Genomic DNA, 16,649 nt, shown 5'->3' with positions numbered 1-16,649 from the left:
GGCTCATTGGTCACATGCGCCTCAGTGCGCCCCCATCGTGGCCGTGCCGCAGGAGGCTGTCAACCTGCGGGTATGCAATGAGAGTTGCTCCGTCATCACACTTTCATCACAGCGGGAATGGATCACTCCGATCGATGTGATGGTTCGTTTTTCCGGCATTCTGGACAGATTCAATGCTGTCGCCCGTATGCCCTGCGAAGGAGACCGCGTGACCGATCGCTCCACCCTCGACCTGTCGTCCCGGGATCCCGACTGGTGGCGCCAGGCCGTCGTCTACCAGATCTATCCCCGCAGCTTCGCCGACGCCGACGGTGACGGCCTCGGTGACCTGCGCGGCATCACCCGGCGCCTGACCCACCTCGCCGCCCTGGGCGTGGACGCCCTGTGGCTGAGCCCGTTCTACCCGTCCGAACTCGCCGACGGCGGCTACGACGTCGCCGACCCCCGGGGCGTCGACCCGCGCCTGGGCACCCTCGACGACTTCGACGCCCTGGTCGCCGAGGCCCACCGGCTCGGCCTGAAGGTCATCGTCGACATCGTGCCCAACCACTCCTCGGACCAGCACGTCTGGTTCCAGGAGGCGCTGCGCTCCGGGCCCGGATCCGCGGCCCGCGACCGGTACGTCTTCCGCGACGGCCGCGGCGAGCACGGCGAACTCCCGCCCACCGACTGGCAGTCCGTCTTCGGCGGCAGCGCGTGGAAACGGGTCCCCGACGGCCAGTGGTACCTGCACCTGTTCGCTCCCGAACAGCCCGACCTCAACTGGGAGAACCAGGAGGTCCGCGCCGACTACCGCACCACCCTGCGCTTCTGGTCCGACCGCGGGGTCGACGGCTTCCGGGTCGACGTCGCCCACGCCCTCGTCAAGGACCTGAGTGAACCGCTGCGCGACCTCGGCGCGCCCGAGCTGAGCCGCGAGGAGGCCCTCACCGGCATGCCGCCGGGCACGCACCCGTTCTACGACCGCGACGACGTGCACGAGATCTACCGCGACTGGCGCAAGATCCTGGACGCCTACCGCCCGCCCCGGATGGCCGTCGCCGAGGCGTGGGTGCCCGGGGCCCGGCGCGCGCTCTACGCCCGTCCGGACGAGCTCGGCCAGGCCTTCAACTTCGAGTACCTGGAGGCCGGTTGGGGCGCGGACGAGCTGAGGCAGGTCATCACCGAGTCGCTGGCCACCGCCCAGGCGGCGGGCGCCTCGGCCACCTGGGTGCTGTCCAACCACGACGTCGTCCGCCATGCCTCCCGGCTGATGCTCCCGCCCGGCACCGACCTCAACGCCTGGCTGCTCTCCGGCGGTCACGCCCCGGCCGTCGACGAGGCGGCCGGGCTGCGCCGGGCCAGGGCGGCCACCCTGCTGATGCTGGCGCTGCCCGGCTCGGCCTACGTCTACCAGGGCGAGGAACTCGGCCTGCCCGAGGTCGCCGACCTGCCCACCGAGGTGCTCCAGGACCCGATCTGGGAGCAGACGGGCCACGTCCGCAAGGGCCGTGACGGCTGCCGGGTGCCGCTGCCGTGGACCACGACCGGACCGTCGTACGGCTTCGGGCCGGGCGGCGCCTGGCTGCCGCAGCCGCCCGGCTTCGCCGCCTACGCCGTCGAGGCGCAGGACGGCGTCGAGGGCTCGACCCTGGAGCTGTACCGCACGGCCCTGAAGCTGCGCCGCAAACTGCTCGACGGCGAGGAGCTGACCTGGGCGGTGGACGCCCCCGACGGCGTGCTCCAGTTCGACCGCTGCGAGGTCTGGCGCTGCGTGACGAACCTGTCCGCCGCGGCGGTCCCGCTGCCCGCCGGTGAGGTACTGCTGAGCAGCGCCCCACTGGAGGACGGCCGGCTGGGGCCGGACACCACGGTGTGGCTCGGGCGGTAGGCCTGGGCCCGGCTCGCCCCGCCGGGTGGGGACGCGGCGGGGCGAGCGGAGGCGGCCGGGCCTGACGGTCCGGCACCGGCAGGTAGCCGGATGGCGCTCGGGCACGGCGGCCATGGGGGCGTTCAGGTCACGGCGGCCGGTGCGTGCCCTCCGCCGTACGCGCCTGCGCGGGGCGCCCCACCGCTGTGCGGGCGCCCGGCGTCCGCCAACCGCACGGCCCAGCAACAGGCGCCACCTGCGGGAACACCCCGGGAGAATCGCTTGGCAGAGCGCCGTCGACGTCCGTACAGGGAGCCCCGCCCGCCATGAAGCAGGTCCAGGAAGACAGCAGCCGTGGCGGGGGCCGTCTTCGCGGGCGTGCTCGCGTGGCCCGGCCCGTCGGCGGCTGCCCGGGACGGTGAGCTGTGGGGTACCGCGACCATCGCACCCGGCCGGGAGGGCATCGTCGAGGTCGCGGGCTCCCATGGCGCCGCGCCGGGCGCCACGCTGACGCTGACGGCGCCCCGGGGCGCCCGTGTGACGGCCACGCCGCTCGACGCGCCCGGCTACCTCGGCCGGATCGCCGCCGACGGCCGCAGCGGGACGTACACCGTCGCCGGCGACGCGGCCGGGCAGGCGTGGCAGGGCCGTACGTTCCCCTTCGTCCTCGCGGTCCCCGACGACGCCGTGCCCGGCACCCGGCTGCGCGACTGCGTCCTGCTGATCACCGACGTGCACGGCGTACGGCAGGAGGCCGGCCGGTGCACCGTGACCGTGGGTCTGACCGGGCCGACGCTGACCCGTCCGCTGTCCGGTGTGCCGCTGGACGGGCGGCCGCCGATCGCCGGTACGGCGCACGCCGGCGCCCGGATCACCGTCCGCGAAAAGGACGACCGGGAGGCGTGCGCGACCACCGCCGCTCCCGACGGCACCTGGTCCTGCACCCCGGGCCCGGCGTTCCCGGCGGGCGCCAACCGGCTCCAGGCGGTCGCCACCCTGAACGGGGTGAGCGCCATGAGCGAGCAGATCGACATCTCCGTGGCGGACGCCGGCTCCGGTCAGTAGCGCACGGCCCGGGCGACCTCGGCCCGGACCTCGCCGGACAGGTCATGGGTGCTGCGGGCGGTGGCCGTGGCGGAGTCGCCCGCCTGCACGTGCTCCACGGTGACGATCACCGTGTCGACCAGCCGGCCCCCGGCGTCGTCGAAGTCGACCTGGACGGCGAAGGACCTGGCCGAGTCGTCGGTGTTGTCGACGGTGACCTCGGCGCGGGCCCGGTCGTCGGAGCCGACGGTGGTCGCGCCGACCTTCACATCGCCCTTGACGTCGATGCCGCCCCGGATGTCGTCGAGCCGGCGTCCGGCCTCCGCCGTGGCCGACTCCACCGCCTCGGAGGCCTGCGAGGCGATCGACCCGACCGCCGACTCCGCCTCGCGGGCGGTGTCCGCGGGGCTGTCGCCGCCGCAGCCGGTGAGCACGGCGGACAGGGCGAGCGCCAGCGCCGCACCGCCCGTCGCCCAGCGCGTCCGGTGGTGGCGGGCCGCAGCGGCAGCAGCCATGTCGCCTCCTTGCTCCTTCGGACGTCCTACGGCCTCACGGCGCCCCTGCATCCCGTGTCCCCGAGGCCCGCGGCGTCACGTGTGCCCGATGCCGCCGCCGCCGAACGATCCGCTGGATCCGGGCAGCCAGCGGCGGGGCTTCTGGTCCTTGCCCGTCCTGGTGCTCGCGTGGTGCAGCTCATGGGGCAGCAGCCGCTCGCCGTCGCGCGTCACGACCGGCATCTCGTCGGGCTCACGCATCTCCCGCATCTCACGGACCGGCCCGCCGGCCGGGAGATGCGGCTGCTCCTCGGGGGAGGGGTGGTGCGTGTCCTTGTCCATGACCCGCATCCCGACCCGCACGGCCCAGATCAGCGCGAGGGCGATGACCGCCCCGCCGATGAAGGCGATGGTCACGGCGACCGCGTGATCTGAGGACGCCGCCAGCAGTTCATACGTTGCCGTACTCATGCTCCGATTATCGCCGACGTAATGCGATAAAGCGCCCGCAATGTCCACACCTGGGCATCCGCCCCGGGACCGGGCAACCTTCGCGGGGCCTGCGACGACCAGACGGTGATACCCCGTACCCCCACACGAGGGAGATCACCATGCGCAGACACCTCGCACGGCTGCTCACCGTGCTCGCCGTGCTGGCGGCGGCGTTAGCCACCCCCGGCATGGCGAGCGGCAAGGCGCAGGCCGCCGACGAGTGGAACCCGCCCGCGCACCTCGTCCAGCCCCTGAACGAGGTGTGGAACCACGTCGAGTCGACCTACGGCAACCTGTACGGCTTCCGCAACTACGGCTGGGACCAGGTCATGGCCAACCGCGGAAGCGTCAACTACTGCGTCCGCTGGGAGTCCGACGCCCCGGTCAGCGCCGCCCTGCGCGACCGGATCCACGCCGCGCTGAAGAAGCAGTTCGGCAAGTGGATGACGGCCATGACCGAGAACGGCAAGGGGCACAACGCCTGGCCGTACACGAACGTCCCCGTCAACATCGTCGGCTGGGCGGTGAAGAACCGCTCCACGCTCCAGTGGACCGACAACTCCGTCGACATCTACACCGGCATCCTCGACAGCGGCGGCGCCCCGCAGTGCGCTCCCGACTGCGGCCGCTTCTTCCACCAGAACGGCGACTACTCGAAGTGCCCGGGCGGCGCCGCCCGCCACTACGACCAGTCGCTGTGGCTGACCAAGGGCTTCGGCGGCGGCGCGGGCGGTGACTGGGGCCAGCGCATGGGCCAGGAGTACTTCACCGGCGCCCTGAACCAGGAGAACATCCACATCTACCTGCACGAGGTCGGCCACACCTTCGGCCTCGACGACTTCTACGACTGGTCGCCGACCGGCCAGTGCTGCTTCCTGATGAAGGCGGGCAGCGCCACGCAGATCACCGAGTTCGACAAGTGGATGCTGCGCGACTTCTGGCGCCATCTGAAGAGCCGCTACGGCCTCTGACCGACGCCGGGCGGTGCGGGCGGCCCCGGCTCCCGTGCCGCTCCGCGGCGTACGGTGGAAGAACCGGGGGTATTCCGCAACCGGTGGCCGGCGGTCTCCCGGCCACGCCCCCCGTTCGCAGCAGGAGTCCCGATGACGTCCGCCTCCTCGCCCTCGCCGCCCTTCCCGGCCCCCTCCGAGGTCCGGCTGAGACTCGCGGTCCAGCCGCGCCTCGGCCGCACGGCCCGCCGTATCGACGGGGCGTGGTGGCCCCGGTCGTACGACCTGGCCGCGGAACTGCCCGGCCTGCTGGCCGTGCTGCCGCGCTCGTGGGGCCGGATCAGCAGCGTCCTGGTCCACGGGGACACCTGGCTCGACTGCCCGGAGCACCTGGACGTCGCCGGCCAGGAGGTCCACGTGGGCCGCAGGGACTCGCCGGCCACCCCGGACACCGTCTGCCTGCTCGCGCCCGGCCGGGGCCGCTGGGACCTGCTGGTGGTGCCGCCCGCGACGGCGGAGGAGGAGGCGGTCGGACTCATGGAGCGGGCCGTTACTGAGGGCGAGTGACGCCGGGGAGCTAGTGCGCGAGCAGCACCAGCGCCAGGGCGACCAGCGCCGGGACGGTCTGGACGAAGAGGATCTTCCGGCTGGCGGTGGCCGCGCCGTACACCCCCGCGACCGCGACGCACACCAGGAAGAACACCGAGACCTGGAAGCCCACCGGGTCGGACGCCACCGCGCCCCAGAGCAGGCCGGCGGCGAGGAAGCCGTTGTAGAGGCCCTGGTTCGCGGCCAGGGCCTTCGTGCCTTCCGCGAACTCGGCGGTGGTGCCGAAGGCTCCGCGGGCCCGCGGAGTGGTCCACAGGAACATCTCCAGCACCAGGATGTAGGCGTGGAGGGCGGCGAGGGCCAGCACCGCGAGGGTGGCGAGGGTCGACATGGGCCGCATCATCGCAGGCTCCCCGGCCGCCCTCGCCCGGCCGTCCTCGTTCGGGCCCGCCCGGGAGGCGGCGCGGGGCGCCGGGTGGCAGATTGCGGGCAGTGGAAGGCCGGTCCGGGCCGTCGCGTCCCCGCGTGTGCCGCTCGGGAGCCCGGCCCGGCCTTCCCGCCAGGCGCGGGTCGGGGCCGATCCGGAACGTCGCGCATTCGGCGGACCGTAGGACTGGGGATACGTGACGGCCCAGCTCGACGGGCTGACCGAGGCCGCCGTCCAGGAGTGCGTCCGCGCCCGCGCGGCTTCCGGGGGGGTCGTGACGATCGCACACCGGCTGTCCACCGTGATCGACGCGGACACCATCGTGGTGATGGAGGCCGGGCGGGTCCGCGCCCGGGGCAGCCACGGGGAACTGCTCGCCACGGACGCGCTGTACCGGGAGCTGGTGGAGGCCCTGCGGATCGCGGCGGACGCGCAGGCGGTGTGACGAGGGCCGGGAGTGGAGGATCTCGGGGCCGGGTCCGCCGTTCGGCCGAGGGAGTGGCTCGCGTGGTCGTGAGCGGTGGCCGTTCGGCCGAGGTGGCGGGACCGGTCCCGGCAGGAGATTGAGGGTCGGTCCTCGACCCCGTGGCAGAGGTGAGTGAGGGCCCGTCCCTCCGCCCTGTCACAGGAGCACGGCCATGGCCCTTCAGTTCCAGTCCGCGTCGAGCGCGCCGGCGGTCCCCGCCCCACGCGCGCTCCGTCACCGGGAGGGCCTGCGGCGGACCCCGCGCGGAGCGCGCCGTCGGGACGGCCTCTACTGGGCCGGGTCGGCGGTGTTCGCGCTCGCGCTGGCCGTGGTGACGACGCTGCCCGCCCACCGGGTGTGGGGTGTGTGTGCGGCCCTCGGTTATGCGGGTGCGGCGGTCCTGGCAGGCCGCACTCCGTACGCCTGGGGCCGGGCGAGCGCGCTCGCGGCGGTCGCGGGCTCGGTGCTGCTGCCGCTGGCGGTGCTGACGGTGCTGGGCACGGCCCAGTCGGAGGTCGGTGTCGTCGAGCACTCCGGCGACCTGCTGCTCGCCACCGGCAGTCCCTACGCCCCGCATCCGTCGCTCGTGGACGACTTCAACCCGTACCTGCCGGGCATGGCCCTGCTCGGCCTCCCCCACGCCCTGCTGGGCGACATCCCGCTGACGGACGCCCGGCTGTGGTTCGCGGCGGTGTTCCTGGGCGCGCTGGCCGTGGCGGCCCGGCCCGGGGGTGGCCGGGTGCGCGGGGGCTGGAGGCACGGGGTACTTTCCGCCGCACGTACGGCGGTCCCGGCCGACCCGGTCAACCCCGCACTGCTGCTGGCCAGTTGTCCGGCCGTCGCGCTGGCGCTGGCGGTGGGCGGGGTCGATCTGCCGGTGATCGGGCTGATGTGTCTGGGGCTGGCCCTGGCCGGGCGAAGCGGCGGGGCCGTGGGCGCGGGGGCGGCGATGGGGGCCGCGGCGGCGCTGAAGTGGACGGCCTGGCCGCTGCTGCCGGTCGTGCTGGTGCTGCTCGCGGTGACCGCGGGGCGCCGGGCCGCCGTCCGTGCCGCGGTGACGGCCCTGGCGGTGGCGGCGGCCGGTGTCGTGCCGTTCGCGCTCGTCGATCCGCACGCGTTCGTCGAGCACGTGGTGCTGTTCCCGCTCGGCGCGGCCGGCGCCGGATCACCGGCGACCAGTCCGCTGCCCGGTCACCTGCTCGCCGCCCATGTGCCCGGGGGCCGCGCCATCGCCGTGGCGGCGCTGGCCGCGACCGCCGTCGGGATGGCGATCTGGCTCCTGGCCCGGCCGCCGCGCACGGTCGTCGCCGCGGCGGACCGGGTGGCGCTCGGGCTGGCCCTGGCCATGTGCCTGATGCCGGCCACGCGTTTCGGCTACCTCGTCTATCCGCTGGTCCTGGCCGCGTGGTTCCGACGTGACCGCTTTCTGCCGTCACATGGCCGATTCTCCGTTGCCCATGAGCCTCAACTTTGATCAGCTGTCTCACTGGTCTTGTTCGATTCTGATCGAGCGATGCACGGCTCCCAGGGGGGAGCTTGTGACAAGTGGGGGAGTTTCCTTGATGCATCACGATTCCGTCGTGCTGCGCCGCGCCAGATTCCGGCGCGGCGCCGCCGCCCTGACGTTCGTGGCGTTGACCGCCGGCACCGCCCTGACGGGCGTACCGGTCGCCACGGCCGCCGGCAGCGCGGCCCTCGCCGGGAAGACCTGCACGCCGACGGAGGGGTTCTCCGGCTGCCGGCTGTTCGATCCGACGGGCGCCCGCGAGGAGTTCCAGGTCCCGGCCGGCGTCACGGCGCTGGACGTGCGGGCCTGGGGCCAGGGCGGCGAGGGCACCCCCTCCGCCAACGGCGGCGCGGGCGGCTACACCGCGGGCACGCTCAGCGTCACGCCCGGGGAGCGGCTGTCGCTCGCGGTCGGCGTCCAGCGCTTCGGTGACGCGCTCGGCGGCGCGGGCGGCGGCAAGCACGCCGCGGCCGGCGGCAACAGCAGCGGCGTCCGCACCGGCGACGGCAAGCCGCTGCTCATCGCCGCCGGTGGCGGCGGCGGGGGGTACGGCAACCCGGAGTCCGGCCACGGCGGCACCGGTGGCGGCGAGCGCGGCCAGGACGGCACCAAGCCGGAGCGCGGCGGCAAGGGCGCGGCCGGTCCCACCGGCGGCGCGGGCGGCGGCAACGGCACCCCCGGCGCCGACGCGTCCGCGGGCGGCAAGGGCGGTGCGGGCGGCTCCGGTTCGGGCGGCGAGGGCGGAGGCGGCGGTGCCGGCTACGCGGGCGGCGGCGGTGGCGGCGGCACGGACGAGGCCCGGGGCGCGGCCGGCAGCGGCGCGGGCGGCAGCGGCTACGCCGACCCGGACCGGGTGACCGGCGCCCGGCTGCTCAGCGGCGACCGCACCCAGGCCCCGGCAGAGAACGACCCCTTCTGGCAGGCCTCCGACGAACCGGTGCGCGGCGGCATCGCCGAGGGCGGCGTCAACACCGACCGCTCCGGCCACGGGCGGATCGTCCTCCAGTGGAAGACCTCCGCGATCGCGGAGCTCACCCAGGCCTCCGGAGGCGGCCAGACCGTCCCGCCGGGCGGCGGCGCGGACCCCGTGGCCGTGGTGGCCCGGGACAAGGCCGGCGACCCGGTCGAGAACGCCTCCGTCACCTTCACGGTCGAGGACCCGGACAAGCTCGGCGCCTCCTTCTTCGTCAAGGACGGCGCCGACACCACCGAGCTGGCCGTGCCGACCGACGCCCGGGGCCGCGCCCGGTCCGCGCCGCTCCAGGCGGGCAACGACAAGGAAGGCGCGTTCACGGTCCGTGCCGAGGCCGGCGGCGCCTCGACGGTCTTCACCGTGAAGGTGAAGAAGTCGTCCTACACCGTGACCGTAGCGGGCGGTGACGACCAGCAGGCCGAACAGGGCGAGGACTTCGCGGAGGCCCTCCAGGCCCGTGTGCTCAGGTCGGGCGCCACGGCCCCGGCCGGCACGGAGGTCGAGTTCCGGGTCGAGGACGACAGCGATGACGCTCCCCGCTTCGAGGACGGCGAGCAGGTCGTCCTGGTCAGGACCGACGACTGGGGCAAGGCCACGGCCCCGACGCTGACCGCCGGTGAGGGCACGGGCACGTACACCGTCGCTGCGTCGGTCGGTGACGCCATGACCCAGTTCGCGGTCGAGGTCGTCGCCGGTGACGGGCCCTCGGCGTCCCCGAGCCCCACGGCCGACCCGAGCGCCTCGGCCGACCCGAGCCCGTCGCCCAGCACGAGCACCTCGGGCACGACCGGCGGCACCGGCTCCTCGACCACGGGCGGCACGTCGACGGACCTCGACGACGGCAGCCTCGCCTCGACCGGCGCCGGCGGCATCGGCTTCCTCCTCGCGGCGGCCGCGGCCCTGGCCACGGTGGGCTTCGCGGCGTTCCGCCTCGCCCCGCGCCTGAGGCCCGGCTCCCGCGACGGCTCGTGACGCGGCGTGCGTAAGCGCCTGGCATCACGTCACCGCGCCTGACATCACGTCACAGCGACGACTGCCCGTACCCGGTCACCGGGTGCGGGCAGTCGCCGTTTCCGGCGCCGGAGAAGCAGGTGATGAGAGAGGTGCGCGTTTTGCGGAACCTTTGCCCGGGGGTCGGGCGTTGGGCCAGTGAGCGCGCGGGAGCGGGTTCGCGAGATGACTTCCGACGATTACCGAGGTGACTCAATGGCAGTCTGGGACAAGCTCAAGGACCAGGCCAAGGCTCTCCAGCAGAATCAGGGCGGGCGTGGCGCCACCGGTGGCCACAGCGGGGGGACGAGGTCCGGCGGTGGCAGCAAGGCCCAGCTGATCGGTGTACTGAAGACACAGCTCGGCTCGCTGAAGACCGAGTTGAAGAGCGGCGCCTACCGGGACGCGAGCATGGCGGTGTGCGCCCTGGTCGCGGCGGCCGACGGGCAGGTGGATCCGGCCGAGCGGCAGCAGGTCGAGTCGATGATCCTCAGCAACGACGTGCTCCAGAACTTCCCGCCGGAGCAGCTGCGGCAGCGTTTCAACAAGCATGTCGACCAGCTGACGATGAACTTCCAGCACGGCAAGGCCGAGGCCATGCAGGAGATCGCCAAGGCCGCCAAGAAGCCCACCGAGGCCCGGGCCGTGATCCAGACCGGCATGGTCATCGCCGGTGCCGACGGCCACTTCTCCCAGGCCGAGGCGACGGTCCTGCGCGAGGCCTGCGCGACGCTGGGGCTGTCCCCGGCCGAATTCCAGCTCTGAGTCCAGCGGCTAGGGGGTTTCCATCAGAAGCCCCCTCGGCCCCCTCGGCCCCCTAGGCCCCCCTCGGTCCCGCCCTCGGGGGCCCGCAGCGCGTCCACGGCGAGGCGGGCCGCCGTGCCGATGACCGCGTCGGCGGCGGGCTGGAGGGCGGAGGTGCGGGCCGTGCGCGTGAAGACGGCGACGGCGTAGCGGCCCCCGTCGGGATACTCGACCACGCCGACCTCGTTGCGCACGGTCGGCAGACTGCCCGTCTTGCCCGCCACATGGACGTCGTCGAAGGGAAACCCGGACGCCAGCCGGTGCGGCCACACCTGGAGCCCGAGGACCCGGCGGATGGCCGCGCCGTGCTCGGGCGTGCACGCCTCGTCGCGCCAGACGGCGGCGAGCAGCCGCGTCATGTCACGCGGGGTGCTGTGGTTGGTGCGGTCCGGGTCCAGCGCCCGCAGCCGCGCGACGACGTGCGGGTCGGCCAGCGACCGTGCGCCGCCGGGGCCGGCGTCCTCCTTGATGGTGGCGAGGAGTTCGCCGAAGGTGTGGACGGCGTGCGTGCCGGTGAGACCCAGGCGTGCCGTGGTGCGGTTGACGGCGTCGAGACCGACGCGGGCCAGCAGAAGGTCGGCGGCGGCGTTGTCGCTGACGGACATCATCAGATAGGCGAGGTCCCGCAGCGACAGGCGGGCGCCGTCGAGCATGGCGGCGAGTCCCGTCGGGCCGGCGGTGCGGCCCTCGGGCGGGCAGTCGACCTGCTCGGTGAGGTCCAGGCTCCCCGCCGCGGCCTGCTCGTGGAGCGTGACCAGCAGACAGAGCTTGTGGACGCTGGCGGTGCAGACCGGCTGGTCCGCCCCGGCGCCGAGCTGCGCGCCGCTGTCGATGTCGACGGCGTGCAGCCGGCCGGTGACCCCGGCGTCGGCGAAGGCCGCGTGGATGCGGGCGAGGGCGTCGGTCACAGCCAGTACTCCGTTGCCGGGCGCAGGTGCAGCGGGCGGGCAGGCAGGTCGGGGGTCGCGCCGGCGGTGCTGTGCAGCGCGTGCGTGGCGGCCTCGGCGAACGCCGCCACGGCGGCGTCCCCGCGCCCGGCGGGCCAGGCGACGGAGTGCCGCAGGGCCAGCGGCGCGCCGGTGAGGGGGCGCCATACGACCCCCTTTTCCGTGTCCACGCCCTCTGCGGCCTCGGCGCCCTCCTTCGCGTGCCCGTGCGTGTCCCGGGGGCCGAAGGCCACCGCCTCCGTGGACAGCACCAGTCCGCGTACGAAGCTGGAGCCCAGGGCGTGGCGTACGGCGGGTGGGGTGTAGCCGTTGCGGGCGCAGGTGGTCAGGAGGTCGTCGTAGACGGCCGGGGCGCCGGCGCGGGGGAAGAGGATCAGGTCGTGGCCGGTGAGGGAGGCGAGCGGTACCTCGTCGAGCCCGGCCGCCGCCGCGCCGCGCGGCAGCAGCACGCCCAGTTCGCGCCGCAGTACCGGGCCCAGTTCCAGCCCTGAGACGTCGCACGGGTGGTGGATGAGTCCGACGTCCAGCTCGTGCGCGGCGAAGCGTTCGAGTTGCTGGGCGGTGGACAACTCGTGCAGCTCCAGCTCCAGGCCGCCCGCGCCCGCGCCGGTGAAGCCCGCCAGCAGCGCGGCGACGGTCTCCCCGGAGAGGTCCGGCGGCAGCGCGGCACGCAGCAGGCCGGTCTCGCCGTCCCGGACGCGGCGCGCGGTGGCCATGAACGCCTCGGAGCGGGCGAGCACCTCCCGGGCCTCCGCCAGCAGCAGCGCCCCGGGCTCGGTGAGGGCCACCTGCCGGCTGGTGCGTTCGAAGAGCCGGACCCCCAGGTGGCGCTCCAGGCGCTGGATGCGCTGCGAGAGCGGCGGCTGGGCCATACCCAGACGGGCCGCGGCACGGCCGAAGTGTGACTCTTCTGCAACAGCCACGAAGCACTCCAGGTGCCGCACCAGGTCCACGAGCAGTAAGCATATCGGTTCGATATTGATCCGAGATCGATAGCGGTCTTGGACAAGATGCCTCGACGCTGCTGTTCTCGTGACATGGATCACCACGACTACACCAGTGTCACGACCGGGGGCCGCAAATCGCGCCGGACGGTCCTGAGGGCCGTCACTGCGGGCGCGGTGGTGCTGGCCGTCGCCGCCGGCGGGGCGTTCGCGGCCGGTCTCGGTCCCTTCGAGCGGGACACCGGACCCGACCCCGCGGCCGGGAAACAGGCCCGCGCCTTCCTCGCCGACTGGGCCGCCGGCCGGTGGCCGAGCGCGGCCGGCCGTACGACCAGCCCCGGTACGGCACAACGGGTGCTGGACAGCTTCACCACCGGCCTCGACATCGGCAAGCCGAAGCTCACCGCCGAGTCCGCGGCCGAGGGCGAGGACGGCACGGTCACCGTCCCGTTCACCGCCCGGATGCCCGTCGAGGGCCTGGGCACCTGGACGTACGAGTCGAAGCTGCCGCTGCGCGAGCAGGGCGACGGCAACTGGAAGGTGGACTGGAAGCTCTCCCTCGTCCACCCGCGCCTGAGCGACACCGAGAAGTTCCGCCTCGAAAGGGAGGAGACGAAGCCTCCCGAGGTCACCGACCGGGAGGGGACGGCCCTGTCGGGTGCGGAGTTCCCGTCCCTCGGGCCGGTCATGGCGCGGCTCGGCGGGGGCGGCGAGGGCACCGGCCCGCGCGGGGCGATCCACCTGGTCGACCGGGCCACCGGGAAGGTCGAGCGCACGGAGGCCACATTCGGCGCGCGGACGGTCCGGGACACGGGCCCGGTCCGCACGACCCTCGACGCCGACTGGCAGGCCGCCGCCGAGAAGGCCCTGGCCACCCACGCCGACGGCAAGAACGCCGCGCTCGTCGCCCTGCGGATCGACGACGGCGAGATCCTGGCCGTGGCGAACTCCCCGTCGTCCGGCTTCAACCGCGCCCTGTCCGGCACCTACGCGCCCGGCTCCACCTGGAAGATCGTCACCGGCAGCGCCTTGCTGCTCAAGGACGCCGTCGCACCGGACGACGTGGTGGACTGCCCCAAATACCTCACGGTGGGGAAGCGGTTCCAGAACGTGGAGCTGTCCGAGCACCCCGGCGCCACCTTCCGCAAGGACTTCACCGAGTCGTGCAACACCGCCTTCATCAGCCTGCGCGACCGGCTCGACGACGGGGAGCCGGGCGACGTGGCCCGCAAGTACTTCGGGGTGGGGCAGGAATGGCACGTCGGGGCACCGTCGTACGACGGCTCGGTGCCCGTGCCGAAGGACGAGACCGAGAAGGCCGCCTCGATGATCGGCCAGGGCCGGGTGCAGGCCAACCCGCTGATCATGGCGTCCGTCACGGCGACGGCCGTCTCCGGGACCTTCCACCAGCCTTCGCTCACCGAGGGGATCGAGGACACCACCCGCACGACCCCGCTGCCGGAGGGGGTCGTCACCCAGTTGCGCGAGATGCTGCGCGCCACCGTCACCGACGGCACCGCGCGCGTCCTGTCCGACCTGCCCGGCGAGATCGGCGCCAAGACCGGCACCGCCGAGGTCTCCGACGACCAGGACAACAACGGCTGGCTCGTCGCGCACCGCGGCAACGTGGCCGTCGCCTGTGTCGTCGAGGAGGGCGTCACCGGCGGCGGCTCCGCCGGACCCGTCGTCCGCAATCTGCTGGCCGCCGTCCCGGACGACTCCGAGTGAAAGGAACACGACGCATGCCCGCCGACCCGCCCGCCCCGTCCCGCCGCGCCTTCCTGGCCGCCGCGGCAGCGCTCCCCCTCGCCGGATGCGGCACGGCCGGCCGGGACACCGACCGCGCGGGCCGGACCACCACGACCACCCGGCCCGCCCCGGAGCCGAGCCGCCGCACCCCCGCGCCGCCCGTCCACCGCCCGCGCCTGGCGGACCTGGAGCGCGAGTACGGCGCCCGCGTCGGCGTCTACGCCCTCGCGACCGGCACCGGCGCCACGGCGGTCCACCGTGCCGACGAGCGCTTCGCGTTCTGCTCGGTCTTCAAGGCCCTGGCCGCGGCGGCGGTCCTGCACCACCGCTCCCTCGACGGCCTGGACCGGCGCGTCACCTACACGCGGGCCGACCTCAGGTCCACCACGCCGATCACCGGGAAGCACGTCGCGACCGGCATGACGCTGCGCCGGCTGTGCGACGCCGCCGTCCGCCACAGCGACGGCACGGCCGGCAACCTGCTCATGCGCGACCTCGGCGGCCCGGCGAAGCTCACCGCCTATCTGCGCGGGCTCGGCGACACCGTCAGCCGCATGGACCACTACGAACCGGAACTGCACGACGTACCGCCGGAGGACCCCGGCGACACCACCACCCCCCGCGCGGTCGCCACCGACTTCCACAAGCTGCTCCTGGGCACGGCCCTGCCCGCCGGTGAACGCGCGCTGCTGACGGACTGGCTCTCGCACAACGCCACCCCGGTCGGCGCCCGCCGCATCCGGGCCGGACTCCCCAAGGGATGGCAGGTGGCCGACAAGACCGGCACGGGCGACTGGGGCAGGGCCAACGACATCGCGATCGTGCGCCCGCCCCGCACCGAACCGCTCGTCCTGGCCGTCATGACCGACCGGCCCGGCCGCGACGCCGAACCCTCGAACGCCCTGATCGCCGAAGCCACCGCCCGGACCATCACCGCCCTGGGCCTCTAGAGCTCCCCGGGCCGGAGGGGCCCGGTCCAGAGGCCCCCGGTCCCCAAGTGGCTTATAACGGGGCCATGATCTATCACTCCATACCGCTCACCGACTGGAACGCCGTCCCCGACGGTCCGTACGTACCCGCCTCCCTCGCCGAGGAGGGCTTCGTGCACTGCTCACCGGACGAGCCGACCACGCTCGCCGTCGTCAACGCCTTCTACCGGGACGCGCCCCGGCCCCTGCTGGTGCTCGCCCTCGACGAGGCCTGCCTCACCGCGCGGGTGGAGTGGGAGGCGGCGGACCCCGCCCCGCCGCCCGGGGTCGACGAAGGAACCCTGTTCCCGCACGTGTACGGCCCCCTCGACCGGGACGCCGTCGACCACGTCCTCGAGGTGCGGTGGGACGAGCAGGGCCGGGCGGTGGGACTGGTGGACACGAACGGATGAGCGGTACGACAGGATGACCGGGTGAGCGATCAAGGAACTCCCGTCACCGCCCAGGCCCCCGACCCGGCCCCTGGCCCCGCCCTGCGCCCGGTCCGTGGCGCGGCCCGCTGCGCCGTCGCCGCGCTCGCCCTCGCCGCGCTGGCCTGGGTGGTCCGGGCGGTCTGGCACGTCCGGCTCGCCATGGCCGGGCAGCCCGCGTCCGGCCCGCCGGACCAGGGAGGCGGCCAACACCGCCCGCTGACCGCCCTGGAGGACTCCTACCACCAGGTCAGCTCCGTGGGCGGCGCCGTCACGCTGCTCTGCGCGCTCGCGTTCCTGCTCTGGCTGGACCGCGTCCGTGACAATGCCCGTGCCCTCTCGGGCGCGGAACCGCGGTACGGGTCTCCGTGGCTCCTCCTGGGCTGGATCGTCCCCGTCGTGAACCTGTGGATACCCCGGGGCATCGTCGCGGACGCCCACCGCTCGGTCTTCCCCGGCCGGCGGCTGCCGGCCGTCGTGAACTGGTGGTGGGGCCTGTGGCTCGCCGGTCTGGCCGGCGGCGTGGGCCTCGTCTACGCCGACTCCACGGACGAGGTCATCGCCCGCGCCTACACCGACGTCCTGCCCCTGCTCGCCGCCGACGCGGTGATCGTGGCGGCGGCCGGAACCGCCGCCCTCATGATCCGCACGCTCACCACCGCCCAGCAGGAGCGCATGGACGAGACCGCACCGACAGGGCGCCCCGGGACCGCCTCCTAGGGCGTGTCCGCAAAGTCCCGCCTGCCCCGCGACGCCCGGCACGCCCTCTCGCCGCACCGGACGAACACCCACGGACAACCAGTACGCGGGCGTCCGCCCGGCACGCCGAGAGCACGCACCGGACGCCGCGAGGCCCGCCCTCCGGGCGGACGACGGGACTTTGCGGACACCCCCTAGGGCCTGTCGTTCGGATCAGGTCGCAGACGCGGGGCCCGGCACGCGCATCTGCGGCGTTGTCGTCAGTCGCCAACTCCCCCACGCTCGGCTTCGCTCGCGCGGGCGGTGCCCCCATCGCGTTGACTCCCTCCTCCGCCTTGCAGCCGCACGCACCAGGCCCCGCTCACC

At 74.1% G+C, this 16,649-nt stretch carries 17 protein-coding genes; 12 read left to right on the top strand and 5 right to left on the bottom strand.

Going from position 1 to position 16,649, the window contains the following annotated elements:
* Nucleotides 1-208: 208 nt before the first annotated feature.
* Together QC385_RS42585 and QC385_RS42580 are read left to right on the top strand one after the other, a co-directional pair.
* A complete protein-coding gene (locus QC385_RS42585) occupies nt 209-1,870 on the top strand; it encodes a glycoside hydrolase family 13 protein (RefSeq protein WP_279546786.1) in 1,662 nt (553 codons plus the stop codon).
* Between the two features lie 333 nt (nt 1,871-2,203).
* A complete protein-coding gene (locus QC385_RS42580; protein WP_279546785.1) occupies nt 2,204-2,914 on the top strand; it encodes a carboxypeptidase regulatory-like domain-containing protein in 711 nt (236 codons plus the stop codon).
* Here QC385_RS42580 and QC385_RS42575 read toward each other — a convergent pair.
* Both QC385_RS42575 and QC385_RS42570 read right to left on the bottom strand, forming a co-directional pair.
* Nucleotides 2,908-3,408, bottom strand: coding sequence for a hypothetical protein (locus QC385_RS42575; RefSeq protein WP_279546784.1), 501 nt, complete (start codon nt 3,406-3,408; stop codon nt 2,908-2,910). The two genes, QC385_RS42580 and QC385_RS42575, sit on opposite strands and share 7 nt — an antisense overlap.
* Nucleotides 3,409-3,483: 75 nt before the next feature.
* Nucleotides 3,484-3,858, bottom strand: coding sequence for a DUF6479 family protein (locus QC385_RS42570; RefSeq protein WP_279546783.1), 375 nt, complete (start codon nt 3,856-3,858; stop codon nt 3,484-3,486).
* 140 nt (nt 3,859-3,998) lie between these two features.
* Here QC385_RS42570 and QC385_RS42565 point away from each other — a divergent pair, with 140 nt between their 5' ends.
* A complete protein-coding gene (locus QC385_RS42565; RefSeq protein WP_279546782.1) occupies nt 3,999-4,850 on the top strand; it encodes a hypothetical protein in 852 nt (283 codons plus the stop codon).
* Nucleotides 4,851-4,982: 132 nt separating this feature from the next.
* Nucleotides 4,983-5,396 (top strand): DUF5994 family protein, encoded by a 414-nt coding sequence (locus QC385_RS42560; RefSeq protein WP_279546781.1) that lies wholly within the window; start codon nt 4,983-4,985, stop codon nt 5,394-5,396.
* A 10-nt stretch (nt 5,397-5,406) separates the two neighbouring features.
* On the opposite strand, the gene QC385_RS42555 is transcribed toward QC385_RS42560, so the two are convergent.
* Nucleotides 5,407-5,769 carry a DUF1304 domain-containing protein gene (locus tag QC385_RS42555; protein ID WP_279546780.1) on the bottom strand — a complete coding sequence of 121 codons (363 nt, stop codon included), beginning with the start codon at nt 5,767-5,769 and terminating at the stop codon, nt 5,407-5,409.
* Nucleotides 5,770-6,001: 232 nt separating this feature from the next.
* Here QC385_RS42555 and QC385_RS42550 point away from each other — a divergent pair, with 232 nt between their 5' ends.
* The 4 genes from QC385_RS42550 (at nt 6,002) to QC385_RS42535 (ending at nt 10,506) form a co-directional block, all read left to right on the top strand.
* Nucleotides 6,002-6,250: a hypothetical protein gene (locus tag QC385_RS42550; RefSeq protein WP_279546779.1), complete on the top strand. Its 249-nt coding sequence runs from the start codon at nt 6,002-6,004 to the stop codon at nt 6,248-6,250.
* A gap of 193 nt (nt 6,251-6,443) precedes the next feature.
* Nucleotides 6,444-7,745, top strand: a complete 1,302-nt coding sequence (locus tag QC385_RS42545; protein ID WP_279546778.1) for a glycosyltransferase 87 family protein — start codon at nt 6,444-6,446, stop codon at nt 7,743-7,745.
* An 88-nt stretch (nt 7,746-7,833) separates the two neighbouring features.
* Nucleotides 7,834-9,723 (top strand): hypothetical protein, encoded by a 1,890-nt coding sequence (locus QC385_RS42540; protein WP_279546777.1) that lies wholly within the window; start codon nt 7,834-7,836, stop codon nt 9,721-9,723.
* A gap of 234 nt (nt 9,724-9,957) precedes the next feature.
* Entirely contained in the window at nt 9,958-10,506 is a 549-nt protein-coding gene (locus QC385_RS42535; protein ID WP_086850379.1) for a tellurite resistance TerB family protein, read from the top strand.
* A 23-nt stretch (nt 10,507-10,529) separates the two neighbouring features.
* Here QC385_RS42535 and QC385_RS42530 read toward each other — a convergent pair whose 3' ends face one another.
* Nucleotides 10,530-11,453 (bottom strand): class A beta-lactamase-related serine hydrolase, encoded by a 924-nt coding sequence (locus QC385_RS42530; protein ID WP_279546776.1) that lies wholly within the window; start codon nt 11,451-11,453, stop codon nt 10,530-10,532.
* The gene (locus QC385_RS42525) at nt 11,450-12,445 is read right to left on the bottom strand and encodes a LysR family transcriptional regulator (protein ID WP_279546775.1); all 996 of its coding nucleotides are present in this window, start codon (nt 12,443-12,445) and stop codon (nt 11,450-11,452) included. Before QC385_RS42525 ends, QC385_RS42530 begins: the two co-directional genes overlap by 4 nt.
* Before the next feature lie 84 nt (nt 12,446-12,529).
* Here QC385_RS42525 and QC385_RS42520 point away from each other — a divergent pair, with 84 nt between their 5' ends.
* The 4 genes from QC385_RS42520 to QC385_RS42505 all read left to right on the top strand — a co-directional run bounded on the left by QC385_RS42520 (nt 12,530) and on the right by QC385_RS42505 (nt 16,304).
* Complete coding sequence (locus tag QC385_RS42520) at nt 12,530-14,164, top strand: penicillin-binding transpeptidase domain-containing protein (protein ID WP_279546774.1); 1,635 nt, start codon at nt 12,530-12,532, stop codon at nt 14,162-14,164.
* A 14-nt stretch (nt 14,165-14,178) separates the two neighbouring features.
* Nucleotides 14,179-15,135: a class A beta-lactamase gene (bla, locus tag QC385_RS42515; RefSeq protein WP_279546773.1), complete on the top strand. Its 957-nt coding sequence runs from the start codon at nt 14,179-14,181 to the stop codon at nt 15,133-15,135.
* Between the two features lie 65 nt (nt 15,136-15,200).
* Nucleotides 15,201-15,566 (top strand): DUF952 domain-containing protein, encoded by a 366-nt coding sequence (locus tag QC385_RS42510; protein ID WP_279546772.1) that lies wholly within the window; start codon nt 15,201-15,203, stop codon nt 15,564-15,566.
* Nucleotides 15,567-15,587: 21 nt separating this feature from the next.
* Complete coding sequence (locus QC385_RS42505; RefSeq protein WP_279546771.1) at nt 15,588-16,304, top strand: DUF4328 domain-containing protein; 717 nt, start codon at nt 15,588-15,590, stop codon at nt 16,302-16,304.
* The last annotated feature ends 345 nt before the right edge of the window (nt 16,305-16,649 follow it).

The sequence above is a fragment of the Streptomyces sp. DH10 genome, from assembly GCF_029813805.1.
In the GTDB taxonomy this organism is placed as follows: Bacteria; Actinomycetota; Actinomycetes; order Streptomycetales; family Streptomycetaceae; genus Streptomyces; species Streptomyces coeruleofuscus.
The sequence above is the reverse complement of the archived record's forward strand: the minus strand, read 5'-3'. Positions and strand labels throughout refer to the sequence as shown.